At 41.3% G+C, this 16,615-nt stretch carries 12 protein-coding genes and 3 pseudogenes; 11 read left to right on the top strand and 4 right to left on the bottom strand.

Features of this window, described 5'->3' with window-relative positions:
• Positions 1 to 52 precede the first annotated feature (52 nt).
• A protein-coding gene (locus tag B4U84_RS00075) for an IS1 family transposase (protein ID WP_131114843.1) occupies positions 53 to 737 on the bottom strand; the annotation gives its coding sequence in 2 pieces (ribosomal slippage) (positions 53 to 413 and positions 412 to 737; 687 coding nt in all).
• Between the two features lie 331 nt (positions 738 to 1,068).
• On the opposite strand from B4U84_RS00075, the pseudogene B4U84_RS00070 reads away from it, so the two are divergent.
• The 3 genes and pseudogenes from B4U84_RS00070 to B4U84_RS00055 all read left to right on the top strand — a co-directional run.
• A pseudogene (locus B4U84_RS00070) lies at positions 1,069 to 1,816 on the top strand (transposase); the annotation flags it as partial.
• Between the two features lie 160 nt (positions 1,817 to 1,976).
• A pseudogene (locus B4U84_RS32045) lies at positions 1,977 to 3,132 on the top strand (ISH3 family transposase).
• Between the two features lie 228 nt (positions 3,133 to 3,360).
• A complete protein-coding gene (locus B4U84_RS00055; protein ID WP_131114839.1) occupies positions 3,361 to 3,879 on the top strand; it encodes a hypothetical protein in 519 nt (172 codons plus the stop codon).
• Here B4U84_RS00055 and nifK read toward each other — a convergent pair.
• Positions 3,871 to 5,178 carry a nitrogenase molybdenum-iron protein subunit beta gene (gene nifK / locus B4U84_RS00050; RefSeq protein ID WP_017312632.1) on the bottom strand — a complete coding sequence of 436 codons (1,308 nt, stop codon included), beginning with the start codon at positions 5,176 to 5,178 and terminating at the stop codon, positions 3,871 to 3,873. The genes B4U84_RS00055 and nifK overlap by 9 nt on opposite strands.
• Positions 5,179 to 5,333: 155 nt before the next feature.
• Positions 5,334 to 6,044, bottom strand: a pseudogene (locus B4U84_RS00045) (nitrogenase component 1); the annotation flags it as partial.
• 160 nt (positions 6,045 to 6,204) lie between these two features.
• Here B4U84_RS00045 and xisF (B4U84_RS00040) point away from each other — a divergent pair.
• The 4 genes from xisF (B4U84_RS00040) to B4U84_RS30195 all read left to right on the top strand — a co-directional run bounded on the left by xisF (B4U84_RS00040) (position 6,205) and on the right by B4U84_RS30195 (position 11,326).
• Positions 6,205 to 7,554, top strand: coding sequence for a fdxN element excision recombinase XisF (gene xisF / locus B4U84_RS00040; RefSeq protein WP_131114836.1), 1,350 nt, complete (start codon positions 6,205 to 6,207; stop codon positions 7,552 to 7,554).
• A gap of 884 nt (positions 7,555 to 8,438) precedes the next feature.
• Positions 8,439 to 8,882 (top strand): glutamate-cysteine ligase family protein, encoded by a 444-nt coding sequence (locus B4U84_RS00035; RefSeq protein ID WP_476426299.1) that lies wholly within the window; start codon positions 8,439 to 8,441, stop codon positions 8,880 to 8,882.
• A gap of 359 nt (positions 8,883 to 9,241) precedes the next feature.
• Entirely contained in the window at positions 9,242 to 10,435 is a 1,194-nt protein-coding gene (locus tag B4U84_RS00030) for an NAD(P)H-quinone oxidoreductase subunit H (RefSeq protein ID WP_131114834.1), read from the top strand.
• Positions 10,436 to 11,185: 750 nt separating this feature from the next.
• On the top strand, positions 11,186 to 11,326 hold the full coding sequence (locus B4U84_RS30195; protein WP_017312638.1) for a hypothetical protein: 141 nt from the start codon (positions 11,186 to 11,188) through the stop codon (positions 11,324 to 11,326).
• Here the strand turns inward: B4U84_RS30195 and xisF (B4U84_RS00025) are convergent.
• Positions 11,323 to 12,873, bottom strand: coding sequence for a fdxN element excision recombinase XisF (gene xisF, locus B4U84_RS00025; RefSeq protein WP_017312639.1), 1,551 nt, complete (start codon positions 12,871 to 12,873; stop codon positions 11,323 to 11,325). The genes B4U84_RS30195 and xisF (B4U84_RS00025) overlap by 4 nt on opposite strands.
• A gap of 26 nt (positions 12,874 to 12,899) precedes the next feature.
• Here xisF (B4U84_RS00025) and B4U84_RS00020 point away from each other — a divergent pair, with 26 nt between their 5' ends.
• From B4U84_RS00020 to nifN, 4 genes are all read left to right on the top strand, one after another.
• The gene (locus tag B4U84_RS00020; RefSeq protein ID WP_269208981.1) at positions 12,900 to 13,184 is read left to right on the top strand and encodes a nitrogenase component 1; all 285 of its coding nucleotides are present in this window, start codon (positions 12,900 to 12,902) and stop codon (positions 13,182 to 13,184) included.
• Positions 13,185 to 13,299: 115 nt separating this feature from the next.
• A complete protein-coding gene (locus tag B4U84_RS00015; RefSeq protein ID WP_017312641.1) occupies positions 13,300 to 13,626 on the top strand; it encodes a Mo-dependent nitrogenase C-terminal domain-containing protein in 327 nt (108 codons plus the stop codon).
• 181 nt (positions 13,627 to 13,807) lie between these two features.
• Positions 13,808 to 15,268, top strand: a complete 1,461-nt coding sequence (gene nifE / locus B4U84_RS00010; protein ID WP_131114832.1) for a nitrogenase iron-molybdenum cofactor biosynthesis protein NifE — start codon at positions 13,808 to 13,810, stop codon at positions 15,266 to 15,268.
• The gene (gene nifN, locus B4U84_RS00005; protein ID WP_131114829.1) at positions 15,269 to 16,591 is read left to right on the top strand and encodes a nitrogenase iron-molybdenum cofactor biosynthesis protein NifN; all 1,323 of its coding nucleotides are present in this window, start codon (positions 15,269 to 15,271) and stop codon (positions 16,589 to 16,591) included.
• Positions 16,592 to 16,615: the final 24 nt, after the last annotated feature.

Below are 16,615 nucleotides of genomic sequence, written 5' to 3'. Positions count from 1 at the left end.
AAGCAATTAAATTCAGGCGATCGCGAAAAGAGCGAATAATCATATTTAAAATTTAAACTATCAAGGAAATATCCTGATATTTCAGATAGTAAATCAATAGCTTGAGTGATAGAGATAACATCTCTAACGATTTCGAGTAGCAAAAAGTTTTGCGGCGCAGTCTAGCTAAATAATGTCTTAACCGACTATTTTCCCCTTCTACTCTTGTCATACCTATCTTACTCACAATCTGGTCTCCGTCCGGAATAAATTTCGGATAAACTTTATATCCATCTGTTATCCAAAAATAGCAATTCCAATCGCTTATTTTATTCCATAATCTCTCAAATGTTTCTGCACTTCTCGAACCTATGACATATTCTAGTATGGACGAATAGTCCTTATCTAAAGCCGTCCATATCCATACTTTATTTTTTTTTACCGACAAATGTTTGTAACTCATCTAATTGAGCAACCACTGGTATACTATCATTAGTATTATCTGGTAAACGCTGACCAACTTCCTTTACCCAACGGATAACTGTATTATGATTCACACTCGTAATTCTTTCAATCGCCCTAAACCCGTTGCCATTTAGATACATGGTTAAGCAGGATTCTTTGATTTTTTTGGGATAACCTCTAACCGAATATGATTCAATAAATTGGCGACCACAACTCTTACATTGGTAATTCTGCTTACCTCTTCTATTTACATTTTTTATAATATCATTACCTCCGCATTTTGGACAATTCATTTCCATTTTCCCTTTTGGCGATCGCTAATAGAAAAATTTATCCTCGATTATATATCATCCCGCAATGATGCAACGCCCTATTTTTAGTCGAAAAAATTACTTTAGAATACAATCGTCTCAATTTAGCAATACCTTCGCCAAAATAAAGAGGGCTTTCCGTAGTAGAGTTATTGTTTACCACAACTACAACTCAACACTGACAGAAAGCCCATGCCAGATATATTAGCACTATTAGAATGCTTGCAGCGACATACGACAAGAACAACTCTAAGGCGTTGGAGTACGATCGTATACGCAATTTTAGGGATGAGTGGAAGAATTACAATGCTGGGTATATAACGTGGAACTTCTACGTATTCAAAAGCAAATTTTAGATTTGCTCAAAAAAATAAATAAGTTTTTACCATTGACTTATTTGGTTTTAGATGGTCATTTTGGCAACAATAGTGCTGTGGTGATGGCTCGGAGATTGGGTTTACAGCTAATTTGTAAAATACGTTGTGATTCAGCTTTGTACGTCCCTTATCAAAATCCTGACCCAAATGGTAAGAGTCGTCGTAAGTATGGAGATAGAATAAATTACTTAGATATACCAGAAAATTACCTGAAGAAAACAGAGACGATTGATAACATTCAGACAAAATTTTATCAGGTTCAGCTTCTGCATAAAGAATTTTCTCAACCCTTAAATGTTGTAATTATTGTGCGGACAAATCTTGTAACTTCTAATCGAAGCCATGCTGTGCTATTTTCAACAGATTTGAATTTAAGTTATGACAAGATTGTCGATTATTACAGCTTGAGATTTCACTCTCGTGTTTAATTTTCGTGACGCGAAACAATTTTGGGGACTAGAAGATTTTATGAATATTAGCAAAAATGCCGTGACAAATGCTGCTAATCTTGCTTTTTTTATGGTTAATGTTTCCCATATCTTGCTTTCCCACTTTCGCCAATTTAACCCCGATTTTAGCATTACAGACCTCAAGGCACTATTCCGGGGTTATCGGTATGTTGAGCAAACAATAAAATTACTTCCCCAAAAACCAGACCCTATCAGTAAACCAAAAAGTTTTTAAGAGAAGAGCGATCGCTAATCACATTTACGTAAGCTAAAGTGCTATATACTACTCATTGCATAAGTAATAATTATATTGCTCTGAAAAGTTTTAAAAAATGAAATGATGAAAGTAGTGTGTAGCATATTGGCTCTTAAAATTGACTGTTTCATCTCATCGAATTGCCACGCGGAGCGAGTCTACAGAAGAACTCGCTTTAACCGATTCAGAAACCCTTGATGAAGTTATTAAGTGTTTCGTAGAAAACTTTTCCATTGAAACTCAAGGAAGATGTGACCAACAAACTTTATTCGAGATTCTGATCAAAGCAGCCAGCAGTGGAGATAGTATTGAAAACACCGCTAAATTGTTAAAAAATATTCCTACAGCTAATGATATTAGATATCATCTTAATAAAATTAACAATTTTGAAGAATTAGAGGCGCAAATAAATCAAGCATTAAAAAGTCGAATTCCTTTAGGATTAAAAAAGGGGTGCTTAAAAATAGCGATTGATTTAAATTTAATTTGTTATTATGGTAAGCCAACATCAGAAGAATTATCCTACATATATCGAAGTGAAGCTAAATCTGGTACTAATTCATTTTATGCCTATGCAACTTTATATGTTATTAGTAATAATAAGCGTGTAACCCTTGCAATAAGAGGTATTCGACGATTTGATACCAGTGTAGCCATTATTACCTATTTATTAGCAGAACTTGAATCTCTTAAAATAAATGTAAAAAAACTCTATCTAGATAGGGGATTTTATAATACTCCTGTAATCAGATGGTTGCAAGCTGTCTTATATTCCATTTATGATGCCTGCTATCAAAACGGGGAAATCAGGAGGAATCAAACAATTTCTCAAGGGTAAAAAAAGTTATAAAACTACCTATACCATCACAAGAAACAAAGATGATTCAGTCACCTTTGACTTATGGATTGTCTGCAAATATAGAAAGGGAAAGCATAAAAAACATGGAGTTCAATACTTTGTTTACGTGGCTTACAAGATCAAAACAAATTTAGATTATATCTATCAAGATTATCGAAAAAGGTTTGGGATTGAAACTAGTTATCGTCTGAAAAATATTTGTCGAATTAGAACGAATAACAAAAATCCGGCATTAAGATTATTATTCGTTGGCATATCTTTTCTTTTAGTTAATATCTGGGTGAATCTCCTTTGGCTCAGAATCAGTCGAAAGAGGAAAGGTAGCCGATTAATTTATCGGACACTTTTCGTACTCAAACAGATGTTAGCCTTTTTATCTCAAGCTATTGAGCGGAAATATCAAGTAGTTGAAAGCATTTATATTTCATCAGGTTAATATTGACGCATTCTCGGCTAGCTAATCATAAGTAATCATAATCTATACTATGTCTGCTGGTTAGAGGATTGGGTATCAAAAAGTATCGTAGATTACAAAATATTTGGCGATCGCTCTTCTCTTAAAAACTTTTTGGTTTACTGCTATTTTACTCGCGAATATTTTCCACACAGTTACCAATTTAGGGCGTATTCACCCTACCACTACTTGTTCTAGTGGGTCATAAATTTGGCGAAGGTCTTGACAGTTGGGGGAAATTTATATTTTGGTGGCACTCAGGCCTTATTGGCTGGTAAAGTTGAACGGAATGTTGTTGGTGGGATGAATTCTCTGGATTTGCGAGGTACTGTTGGCGGGAACATGACAGTAACCGCGATCGCCGATCCCAATGTTTTGCGAGAACCTTTCGCGTCTCAAACACCTGTGGCTATCCCACAAGTTCCAATTGGTCTTACCCTGGATGATTCTGCTCAGATTGGTGGTAAACTTACATACAAATCACTGACCACAGCAAATATTAGTCAAAACGCACAGGTAAAAGGTGGTGTGGTTCAAGAAGAATTGGCTCCAGAATTGGCAGGTAAACCCAATCCTGCTGGGGTTGTCATTCATCAGTTCCAGAGATTGTTAACATTAATACTCATAGGGTGGTTAATGTTGCGGTTTGTACCTACCTGGACTCAAAGTTTGGCAGCAACAGTGCAAGCTAGACCATTAGCTAGTTTCGGTGCAGGGAATTTAGTTTGATAGCAAACACATTAGTCTACGGAAGTGCCACAAATCTTTACCAAGCCAGATAGTCGCTTGCTTACCGAAGGGACTCTCATCAAGAATAGCTTGGAGTTCTTTCTTGAATACTTCGTCACCATTGTGGCAAAGAATATGTACTGGTTCAGCACCCAATTCCAACAAGAAACTAACAACGCTAATAATTAGGTCTGGTTCGCCATAGATTGCAAACTTCTTGCCATGAATCCAAGCGTAGGAATCGGTCATGGCGTCAACTAAGCGACCGCGTTCGATTTCTAATTCTTGGGGGATGGGCTTACCAGTCAATTCTGACAATGTCATCAGAAATTCATCTGTACCTTTGACACCGAAGGGACGCGAAACCTTAGTTTCCTGATTCCACTTGGTTTTAATATACTCACGAGTCTTGGGAGTAGTGTAAGCTTGCAGAGCAATAGTAGCTTCGGCGTTGCAAGCTTCAGCAGCATCTTCTAACTTAGTACCACCTGGGTACATTTCATATTCACCATTATTAGGTGAATCAAAGTAATCGCTGGTATCAGAAAGAATTGTGTAGTCTATGTCCATCAAACCCAGCATCCGCTTGAGTTCGCGGTTATTACCTACATAGGTATCGAAGCCAGGAATGAAGTTGATTTTGCCGTTAGTTTTGTCTTTCTTCTTACCTTCACTCAGGTTAGATAAAATTCCCTTCATCATGTTGTCGTAACCAGTGATGTGGGAACCAACAAAGCTAGGGGTGTGAGCAAAGGGTACAGGAAAATCTTGGGGAATAGAACCAGCATTCTTAGCGTTGGTGATAAATGCACCCAAGTCATCACCGATAACCTCAGCCATACAGGTGGTGCAAACAGCAATCATCTTGGGCTTATAGAGTGTATAAGCAACACTCATACCTTCAATCATGTTGTTTAAACCACCGAACACGGCTGCGTCTTCTGTCATAGAAGAAGAAACAGCAGAACAAGGTTCTTTGTAGTGACGGCTGAGGTGAGTACGGAAGTATGCAACGCAACCTTGAGAACCTTGGACAAAGGGAAGAGTTCCTTCAAAGCCGAGGGCTGCAAACATTGCGCCTACTGGTTGACAACCTTTGGCTGGGTTAACTGTTAGTGCTTCGCGAGCAAAGTTCTTTTCACGGTAGTCCCAACCTTTTGTCCACTCAGAAACCCGTTCTACTTCTGCGTCAGAATGTGCGCCTTCAAATTGTTCGTGCTTATTCTTGAAGAGTTCGGTATACTCTGGCTGTTTAAATAGGTCTACGTGGTCTACGATTTTGTCAGGATTCTGTGGCATTTTTGTATCTCTTTTGCTTGCTGGGGTGGGTAATGGTGTTTACACGCAGACCAGGGATTGGTAATTGGGAATTGAGGAATGGGAATTGGGGAAGAACTCTAACCTAATTCCTAATCCCCACTCCCTAATCCCTAGTCCTCAGTTCAGACTTTTTTTTAGGCAACTTTTGCCTTAGCTTCTTTCTTGTTCCAAGGAGTATTAACTAATCCCCAAGTTGGGCTATTGAGTGCGATGTCCATGTCGCGAGCAAAGATGGCGAAGCCGTCGTAACCGTGATAAGGACCGGAGTAATCCCAAGAGTGCATTTGGCGGAAAGGTAAGCCCATCTTCTGGAATACATACTTCTCTTTAATACCAGAAGCAATCAGGTCAGGTTTCTTAGCCTTCACAAATTCCTCGAATTCGTAGGCGGTAACGTCGTCGTAAATAATTGTGGCGTTATCGATGTAGTGAGTGGTGCGCTTGTAGTCATCGTTGTGAGCAAACTCGTACCCAGTACCAATAACTTTGATACCCACGTCTTCAAAAGCAGGTACAACGTGACGAGGACGCAGACCGCCAACATAAAGCATAACAGTGTTACCTTCGAGGCGGGGGCGGTACTTCTCGACTACCGCATTCATGATTGGGGTATACTTAGCGATCACCTTCTCTGCGTTTTCTTGGATCTTAGAGTCAAATTTAGCAGCAATCTCACGCAGAGATGCAGCAATCTTGGTAGGACCAAAGAAGTTAAACTCCATCCAAGGCATACCGTAAGCTTCTTCCAAAGCACGGCAGATGTAGTTCATGGAACGATAGCAGTGGATCAGAACTAACTTAGCTGCCAGACCATTAACCAGTTCGTTAACAGTACCGTCACCAGACCGCGACGGCGAGGTATGATTAACGGTTGTGGTTGAATGCGTTCGCTATGAGAGACCAACACGTGAAAAATAATGGGCAGGCTTCTTTGGAGAGTCGCAAAGTCCAACAGATTAATCAATTGGTTTTAAGCCTGCCCATTATTTTTAGGGGTCAAGTGAGATGATTTTCGGTTATGCCCGCGTTAGCACAGTGGAACAATCTTTAGAATATGATGCTTTGAAACAGCAAGTAAAGCGACTGGAGGACGCTGGCGCTGAAGTGGTGTTAGTGGATGTGGAGTCTGGGCGGAGTTCCAAAAGAAAGGAATTCAATAAACTTTTGAAGTTGGTTAAAGAGGGGAAGGTCAGAGAAGTCATTATCACTCGTATTGACAGATTAGGGCGCAGTGATATCGACGTAATCAGGACTATTCAACTGTTTAATGACTGTGGAATCATACTGCGGATTCTGGATGCACCCATTGATGTTAGTTCGTCGTTTGGGCGTTTTTCTGCAAGCCAGATGGCAGCATTAGCGGACTTTGAAAGCAGGTTATTATCGGAACGCACCCGACACGGAATGAATTATTTTCGCTCACAAGGCAAGTTGCAAAAGGCTTGTTTTGGGTACAAGCTCAACAGCGATCGCAAGCTGGAACCGCATGAAACCAACTTCCCCATAGCTAGGAAAATAATCGATTTGCTGCTGGACGGGTACAGCTATGGGGCGGTGTCGAAGCTACTTTTTGAGGAATATGGCATTGAATTTTCGCTGTCCGGGCTGCGGCATTGGGTGAAAAATCCGGCAATTTTAGGACACACTCGATACTTCACGGAGATGGAATATCGCCGTAACCCTCGCAACCCACGACCACCACAAATTACCCGCAATACTCACGAGCGCATCGCAACAGAAGCCGAAATCAGCAAAATAAGGCGCGACGCCAAAACCAAACCACGACTGTCAGGAAGCAGAGAGAAGGATTACCCGTTGAAAGGTTTATTGCGGTGTAGCCTCTGCGGCGGCGGAATGTACCGCGTTATCTCCAAATTCAAATCTGGGGAAACGCACTACATAAAATGCAATAAGCATGTCCAGAACGTTCATTTTTGCCCAAACAAAGCCAGCGCGAGGTTGACCGTCTTAACTAAACAGGTGATAGAACGAATCACCCAAAAGTCAAAAGAAATTACTGAGCAATCCAATGTGAGCGATCGCAGCCCTGAAGAGTCAAAAACACTCATCGACCTTAAACAACAGTTGGCAGGCTTGGAAGCGCTCAACTCAAATAATCCTGCCATTATTGCGGCTGTGCGAGACATCCAAGGACAGATTGAAGCTGAGGAAATACGCCTAAAATCTGCCTCTAGAATCGACGCTGACAGACTCAAACTAGCCTGGTCATACTCTCAGGCAATTTTCTGGGATTCGCTTGATGATGGCGATTTACGGCAGGTATTCAGGTCGTTTGTTGAGGTGGTGTTTGTGGACAATTCGGGTAATGTTGCGTCGATTGAATTTGGATGGTGAAGGTCATAAAACTCAATCGCTAGCTTTCTCAGACGCTTTAAAAATTCTTCCCTAGATTCTTGCCTAGACATTTTTTCTCTCCTGAAGCGATATTTTTACATTAATCAAAAATCAAAATTTTTCTGTATCAGCGATCAGCGCGGATAGCTCCCCAAGTTCGTAGAGGTTGTCACGCCCATCTGACCATTTGACTCGATACAGTTCGTCTGATACCACTTGGCTAACTTCTCCTACTGGCATGGTAAGGAGTGGATATCGTCCGCGATCGCCTACCGCAGAGGCGAGATTGCATCCTTTGAGCCTGTCTGGTTCCTCTGTTTGAGGCTCAGGGCAAACGCAGGGCTGGACATTTTATTTTTTGGAAAGGCCTACAGAGCATAAACTGTTCCATTTTCCCTCCGGAGCTATGAGTTCTTTAACATTGCTCAACACTACGCAATACCTTGTTTCATTACGACCATGAGCCGGTTCTGAAACACGAATAGTGCTAGAAGAAAATCCCTCATATTTGTTTGTAATTGCTTGTTTAAATAGCTCTTCTACCTTTTGATACAAAGAGTTTTGATTCTTTTCTTTTTTAAAGAAATAACGTAGTCTCCACCTTTTTCAACAATCTTGTTAACAATATCTTTCTGGCAACCCATTGCATCGTAGATCGAACTTTTGGGTGCTCAGTTTGAATGCGATCGCTCTTAACCAGACCTAAAAATTTAGCCACAAATGGGCGTTTTGACCGCAATTACATAATTATATTTTTGTCAATATATATTACTGGCTCGACGCTCTAGCGGTTCGCGAGTAACCTGTCACAAGTACTGATCTCTTCTATCCATATATACATTCAATTGTCAATCATGTCTATGCCACTTTAAGGTGCGTTTGCCCTGACGGTAAAAGAGTCTATGATGCTCGCTGCTTTTGTCCATTCTTTAGTTGTGGATCTACATTACCACTATCAAGGAAAACAAACAGGATTTCTATTAAAACCCCTTCCTTGGCTGATTGAGAGAGAAAACTACTTTCGAGCATCTCGCTGGGGTTTAGATGCCAACTACATCGAAGATGAACAAGGCAACAGCAGACCTATGAGAAATATAGTTAAGGATATCTTGAATGCACTAGGAGAAACTGCTGATACTCTCAGAGAAAGCTCATATTTACTCCAACTGGAAAAAAAATTGGATCAAGGAGCGAGTTATATCCGCCAACGGCAAGTTTTTGAAAATACAGGTTCTATAAAGGCGGTAGTTGCTTCTTTAGTCAGCGATTTGGAGGAGGAATTAACTAGTACAAGAAGGCTGGCTACAATGTATACACCAATTGTTTAATTATCCCAAACCTAGAGATTTGAACACATTTGAATTTGATTATGTATTTGCGTGATCGCGTTTGAATTTAACTCAAAGAAAAGGTTGTTTGTCAGGCTTCACACGAAAACCAATTCGTTCTTAATCAGTGTGTAAGCAACCCACCACTTCTCTTCTGAAAGTGACAAAACAGGGATTAACCTCTAACTGATGGGTTGGCACTAGAAAAAGAACAGGCAATGAGTATAACTCCTCATTTTCCCTATTCATGCAACAACGCCCTATGATTTACAATTCTATAAATACTGTTTGTTAAGCATTCATAGCCCTTTAATATAAGTTACAATTCAGATACTTGCAAAAAGATATTTTGTTTAGCTATGGCCTATACAGGAAGGATTGAAACAAGAACAGACCCCATGATCATCAACATGGGTCCTCACCATCCCTCTACGCATGGGTGTTTTAGGATAATTGTCACCCTAGATGGCGAAGATGTCATCGATTGCGAGCCAGTTATAGGCTATTTGCATCGAGGAATGGAAAAAATCGCCGAAAACCGCACTAATATTCAGTATGTCCCATATGTCAGTCGATGGGATTATGCAGCGGGAATGTTTAACGAAGCAGTTACAGTTAACGCTCCAGAGAAATTAGCTGGTATTCCCGTCCCCAAACGCGCTAGTTATATCCGTGTCATTATGTTGGAATTGAACCGGATTGCTAACCATTTGTTGTGGTTAGGTCCGTTCCTACTTGACACTGGCGCTGGAACTCCTTTCTTCTATATTTTCCGAGAACGGGAACTTATTTACGATCTGTGGGAAGCTGCTACAGGTTATCGGATGGTCAACAATAACTACTTTCGCATTGGCGGTGTAGCAGTTGATTTGCCTTACGGATGGGTGGACAAGTGCGAAGATTTCTGCAATTATATGACACCCAAGATAGATGAGTACGAGCGCTTGATTACCGATAATCCCATTTTCCGTCGTCGCGTTGAGGGTGTTGGTACCATTACGCGGGAAGAAGCTCTCAACTGGGGACTTTCTGGTCCTATGTTGCGTGCTTCCGGTGTAAAATGGGATTTACGCAAAGTCGATCACTACGAATGCTATGACGACTTCGATTGGGAAGTGCAATGGGATAGTAGTGGTGATTGTTTTGCCCGTTATATGGTTCGGATTAGGGAAATGCGTGAATCAGTCAAGATTATTCGCCAAGCCCTTAAACAACTTCCTGGTGGTCCTTATGAGAATCTAGAAGCTAAACGCATGTTAGCAGGTAAAAAATCCGAGTGGGATGCCTTCGATTACCAATATATCAGTAAGAAAGTTGCACCCACTTTCAAGATTCCTAAAGGAGAAATTTACAGCCGTATAGAAAGTGGTAAAGGTGAACTGGGAATTTATCTAATTGGTGATGATAACGTTTTCCCCTGGCGATGGAAAATCCGTGCAGCGGATTTTAACAACTTGCAGATTTTACCTAAACTTCTACGTGGTGTTAAGGTTGCCGATATAGTCGTAATATTAGGTAGTATTGACATCATCATGGGATCAGTAGACCGATAATTGACGCTCCCACGGCTATGAAAACGTCGCTATTGCTCGTTTTCAAATAAACCAGATTATTTGAGAAGGCTACACTCGATGCAGAGCATCAGTGTAGAAATTTTTTATATCAAACTTGGTACGTAGCCCTACCCCTGTTAATACCATTTTAGATTTTGGATTTTGGATTTTGGATTTTGGATTGACAATTGCTGTCTGCACCCGACTTCTATCAATCCTACATTCCGCACTTCAACTTGGAGTACAAAGAGACCCACATTCCGCACCCTAACTGTCATACATCAACAAAAAGTCGCTTGAGTAGTACATGGTAACTAAGATAGAAGTAAGAGAAAGTAGGCTTAATAATAAGAATTAGCATGAAGCTGGAAATTGGATGAGAAAGTGAAGTTTTGTGACAAGGGACTCGCAACTTTACTAATTGACTTGCTCACTCCTGACGAAGAAGAAATTGACTTGCAGCCCAACATTAACCAGGGATGAGATACAGGCATTTTTCCTTTGTAGTCAGGCAAAATCAATGCGATAGACTACTAGTGACAAAACCCTCTGTTTTCTAGATATGGGGAGGAAACCGCATCAAAATTTCTTCTCAAAATCTGTTATTGAATTCCTGCGACAGATGAAGCTAAGGCAGAAAATCACAATCAGATTTGTGAAAGACTTACCAGATAGCCAACGCAAAAAGCTCGCAGCTAACAGAAGTTTTTTACCTTGCAGCTATTGTCAAAGAAGCGATAACAATCAATTATGAAACGTGAAACCTTAGCAGAATTAGTTGCTCGAACTATAATGGAGTTTGAGAAACGTGAGGCACAGCTACAACAAGCCTTGCAGGTGCAACAGCCAAAGGAGAACAAACCTAAACGCCGCAAATCTAGGGCTGCTTAATGCAAATGTAGCAATTCGACCGCAGTGACTGTGTTGCCATCTACCATGATTTTCTTCACGCACCCTTGAAGTAGAGCTTGTTGATCCTGTGGTTCTAGCCCTTGCCAATACCTATGGTTTGAAAATGCGACAACAATCCGTTCTTTGGCAATTAAATATTGTTTGGACGTATTGTTTGTCGTCGCGATCGCATCAGCAATCTGCATCCTAATATCTTCTTTAGCTTTCTCAATTGCTGGATTTGATGGTAGCGCTTCGAGAGTATTTAAAGATGCTCGAAGTGTTTTTACTTCTGGTGATTCTGTTGTTTTTTCCACCTCTTTCTCTACTAACCCAGCTAAACGTTCAGCCTCACGAACTAAATGATTAATCACTTGTGCTTCTAGTTCGTCAGAAGAAATCATTTTTCCGTTACTACAAGCCCCAGTACGATAAAAACTACATTGGTAATGATGTCTGACAAAATTCTTTTTCTTAACCAATTTCTTACATTGGCGACTGTAAGCAGCACCACAATAGACGCACTTGACTAAGTTTGCAAAGGGATTGGTATATTTTTGCTCACTTGCCCATCGGTTTTTACGGTTGTCCCTAATCATTGATTTGATGCGTTCGTGTTCCTCGCGAGTGATAATCGCTTCATCCTCGTGAGTTCCCCACGCAACTTCCCATTCATCGAAGGGTTTCCTGTGTCCTTTGGAACGAACTAAAGTGTTGTACAGTGTTCCCCCTGCATAGACAGGATTTACAAGAATAGATCGCAAGCCAGAAACTGACCACTTTAAGCCAGTGTGGGGATAACGCAGATTTAATGCACCACTACGAGATTTGTTGATATTTTCTAGGACAATTTCCTCTTCTGGCTCCAGAAGGTTAATCCTAGCATCAGCACTTTTTGGCACAGCATTTGCTTGAATACCCAAAGTATCATGCAGTACTCTCGCTGTTTGGGACACCGTACCGACTGCGAAAAAAGTATCAAAGACAAATCGCATTAATTGCGATCGCGTTAACTCCCTCTTCCCTGCTATCAAACAAACACATGGACGATCATCTCGTTTGTACTTGTCATTCTCAACCACATACCCCAAAGGTGCATTCCAATGGGGTTTTTTATTAGCTTTGCGCGTATCTCGCTCTTTTTTGACTCGCATCCCCAGCATCTTCACTTCGTATTTACTTGCTGCCAATCGAACGTCAATTGTCAACTCGCCACCAATACTCGACATATCAAATGGCTCATCTAATGCACATGGTTGTATACCTTTGTTTTTCAACGCATCCATCAAACGATAAAAAGTCATTGATGAGGATGTTAAACGATCAATCCGAATAAATAGCAGCTTGGACACTTTGCCTGGTGTAGATGCGTTGATATCCTCAATCAACTTCAGAAGCCCTTTACGCTTATCACTTGTACGACTTTCAACATCGTAATATATTTGTGTGGCTCCAGCACTACGCAACCGACGCATTTGTTTTATTAAAGCACCTTCGTCCTCATTCTGCTCATCCGTCGAAACCCTTGCGTAAGCCCAAACGTCCATACAGCGTACCATAAAAGTCTTAGACTATATTACCTGATAGAGAACGCATTGGTAGCTTGCTGTTCACTGAGCCTGTAGACTTCTTTGTTGGTAATTCCTACGGTAAGTACCTGTGGCGTGACACTAAGATCCCAATGGTACGGATTGGTTATCCAATTTTCGATCGCCACCACTTACACCGCTATTCAACCATCGGTTATCAAGGTGGTATCAACCTCCTCAACTGGGTTGTCAACACCATTCTCGATGAAATGGATCGCAACACCAACATCACCGGTGTAACCGATATTTCCTTTGACTTGATTCGTTAAGAATCTCATCAACTCGCGGCGTGCCAATGAAGTAAAAAGTTAAAAGTAAAAACTTTAAAGATCATTCTTTTAACTTTTTACTTTTTCCTTTTTACTTTTTCCTCAAAATAGAATTATGGAATCGATCAATCACACTCATTCTCACCCTAATTACCATCCGCCTAATAATCAAAAATCTGGCGGTTTTGATATTCTATACCCATTACGTCGATTAGTAGATGGCATCCAAATCAAAAATTATCGTCTCGCTCATTTAATTTGCCGAATTATTCCTTGCTGTTGTCCTTTTCAGCGAGATATTCACGTATTTGGGCGTATTTTCCACGTTCCCGCGCTATGCAAACTCAATCCTTTATATGATAATTTTGTAGGATTGCGTTTTCGGGCATTATCTTACCTCAGCGATGAATGTGGAGAAGATGTCTCGAAATATATTTGCTAGTCGTTACAAATTACTCATTATTAATACTCATTATCCATTACTAATTAGTTATTGGTCAAAAGTCAATAGTCAAGGGTCAAGGGTTAAGAGTAACAATCAAATTTAATAGTTATTACTATTGACTATGGACTATTGACTATGGACTAACAACGAACAAAATTCATCCAGCGCGAGGAAACAGATGATAATCACCCAAGGCAAAATCAACGAGCTGCTCTCTGAGCCAGGATGCGAACATAATCATCACAAAAACGGGGAAAAGAAAAATAAATCTTGCACGCAACAAGCTCAACCGGGAGCCGCTCAAGGGGGTTGTGCCTTTGATGGTGCAATGATTGCCCTAGTACCCATTACTGATGCTGCTCATTTAGTTCACGGACCGATCGCCTGCGCTGGTAATTCCTGGGGTAGTCGTGGTAGCTTCTCTTCTGGCCCTCAACTTTACAAATTCGGCTTCACCACCGATTTGAGTGAGAATGATGTCATCTTCGGTGGTGAAAAAAAGCTTTATAAAGCCATCCTCGACATTCATAAACGCTACAATCCCGAAGCAGTTTTTGTTTACTCCACTTGTGTTACTGCTCTGATTGGCGAAGACATGGATGCAGTCTGCAAAGCCGCTACCAATAAAATTGGCATTCCGGTCATTCCCGTAAATTCACCTGGATTTGTTGGTAGTAAAAATCTTGGCAACCGCATCGGTGGAGAAGCTTTACTAGAATACGTCGTTGGTACTGAAGAACCAGAATACACCACACCCTACGACATTAACCTCATCGGTGAATATAACATCGCTGGTGAAATGTGGAATGTATTACCTTTATTTAAAAAATTAGGTATTCGTGTTTTAGCAAAAATTACTGGTGATGCCCGCTACAAAGAAGTTTGTTGCGCCCACCGTGCCAAACTCAACGTGATGATTTGCTCCAAAGCTCTGATCAACATGGGGCGGAAAATGGAGGAACGTTACGGTATTCCCTACATCGAAGAATCTTTCTACGGTGTTGAAGACATCAATCGATGTTTACGGAATATCGCAGTGAAGTTGGGCGATCCTGATTTACAAGCACACACAGAAAAATTAATTGCCGAAGAAACCGCCGCCCTCAATGTCAAACTCGCTCCCTATCGCGATCGCCTCAAAGGAAAACGAGTTGTTCTTTATACCGGAGGCGTGAAAAGCTGGTCAATTATCTCCGCAGCTAAAGACTTAGGAATGGAAGTCGTTGCTACCAGTACCAAAAAAAGTACCGAGGAAGATAAAGCCCGCATCAAGCAATTACTTGGCAAAGACGGCATTACTCTAGAAAAAGGCAATCCCCAGGAAATTCTGCGGGTGATCAACGAAACTAACGCAGAGATGCTGATTGCAGGTGGTCGTAACCAATACACTGCCCTCAAAGCCCGGATTCCTTTCCTCGATATCAACCAAGAACGTCACCACGCCTACGCAGGTTACAGCGGCATGGTAGAAATGGCTAGGGAATTAGATGAAGCCCTCTACAGTCCTGTGTGGGAACAAGTCCGTAAACCAGCACCTTGGGAAGACGACTCAGAAACACGGGGACAGGGAGACACAGGAAAATTTTCATCCTCAACACGCCTACCTATCTCTGTATCTTTTGAAGAGGAGGACTACTAAATGGCCAAGGTTGTCACTCCTAAAAAGCCAGTTATAGTTAATCCCCTCAAGCAAAGCCAAACTTTAGGTGCAGCTCTAGCCTTTTTGGGTTTGAAAGGGATGATACCTTTACTCCACGGTTCCCAAGGTTGTACTGCTTTTGCCAAAGTGATATTGGTGCGCCATTTCCGAGAAGCTATACCCCTTTCCACTACAGCAATGACGGAAGTCAGCACGATCTTGGGTGGTGAGGAGAATGTGGAACAAGCAATTTTGACTTTAGTGCAGAAGTCTCAGCCAGAAATTATTGGTTTGTGTACAACTGGACTAACGGAAACTAGAGGCGATGACATGGACGGGATTCTCAAGGATTTCCGCAAACGTCACCCGGAATTGGATGAATTGCCAATTGTACTTGTCTCTTCACCGGATTTTAAAGGCGCACTGCAAGATGGATTTGCAGCAGCAGTAGAAAGTATTGTCAAAGAAGTTCCCCAAGCGGGAGAACCAAAAGCGCAACAGGTGACAATTTTGATGAGTTCCGCTTTCACTCCAGGGGATGTGCAACAAATCAAGGAAATTGTCAGTACTTTTGGGTTAATGCCAATTGTAGTTCCTGACCTTTCAGCTTCTTTGGATGGTCACTTGGATGATTCCTACAGTCCGATTACCGGGGGTGGCACAACTTTAGTACAATTACATAAAATTGGTAGTTCCGTTTATACTCTAGCACTAGGTGAAAGTATGCGGAGTGCAGCCAAAATTTTAGAACAAAAGTTTGGCACACCTTACGAAGTGTTTACCGAACTGACTGGATTAGAAGCGGTAGACAGATTTATGCAGTTTTTGGCGAATTTGAGTGGAACAGCAGTTCCAGAGAAATATCGCCGTCAACGTCGCCAATTGCAAGATGCGATGTTGGATACTCATTTTTACTTTGGTAGAAAAAAGGTATCTCTCGCGTTGGAACCAGATTTGCTATGGTCAACAGTATATTTTCTGCAATCAATGGGTGCGGAAATTCAAGCTGCTGTCACCACAACGCGATCGCCACTTTTAGAAAAACTTGCGATTGACAGCGTCACCATCGGTGATTTTGAAGACTTTGAAAACTTAGCTGTTGGTTCTGACTTGTTAATTGGTAATTCCCATACTCAGGCGATCGCCAAACGTTTAGGAATTCCCCTCTATCGCCAAGGTATGCCCATTTTTGATCGCTTAGGTAATGGTCAATTTACCAAAATAGGCTACCGAGGGACTATGGAACTCTTATTTGATCTCGGTAATCTCTTTTTACACGCAGAGGAAACGAAAGTCAGAGATAGAGATGTGCAGGGGGATTAGGGATCGGGGATCGGGGATCGGGGA

The sequence above is a fragment of the Westiellopsis prolifica IICB1 genome (assembly GCF_004323185.1).
In the GTDB taxonomy this organism is placed as follows: domain Bacteria; phylum Cyanobacteriota; class Cyanobacteriia; order Cyanobacteriales; family Nostocaceae; genus Pelatocladus; species Pelatocladus prolificus_A.
This window is presented reverse-complemented; position numbering and strand designations above follow the sequence as displayed.

Coding starts and splice junctions, on each gene's coding strand:
- xisF (WP_017312639.1), bottom strand. CDS start 12,873: ATGGACGTTTGGGCTTACGCAAGGGTTTCGACGGATGAGCAGAATGAG.
- B4U84_RS00015 (WP_017312641.1), top strand. CDS start 13,300: ATGGAATCGATCAATCACACTCATTCTCACCCTAATTACCATCCGCCT.
- B4U84_RS30195 (WP_017312638.1), top strand. CDS start 11,186: ATGAAACGTGAAACCTTAGCAGAATTAGTTGCTCGAACTATAATGGAG.
- nifE (WP_131114832.1), top strand. CDS start 13,808: ATGATAATCACCCAAGGCAAAATCAACGAGCTGCTCTCTGAGCCAGGA.
- B4U84_RS00030 (WP_131114834.1), top strand. CDS start 9,242: ATGGCCTATACAGGAAGGATTGAAACAAGAACAGACCCCATGATCATC.
- nifN (WP_131114829.1), top strand. CDS start 15,269: ATGGCCAAGGTTGTCACTCCTAAAAAGCCAGTTATAGTTAATCCCCTC.
- xisF (WP_131114836.1), top strand. CDS start 6,205: ATGATTTTCGGTTATGCCCGCGTTAGCACAGTGGAACAATCTTTAGAA.
- nifK (WP_017312632.1), bottom strand. CDS start 5,178: ATGCCACAGAATCCTGACAAAATCGTAGACCACGTAGACCTATTTAAA.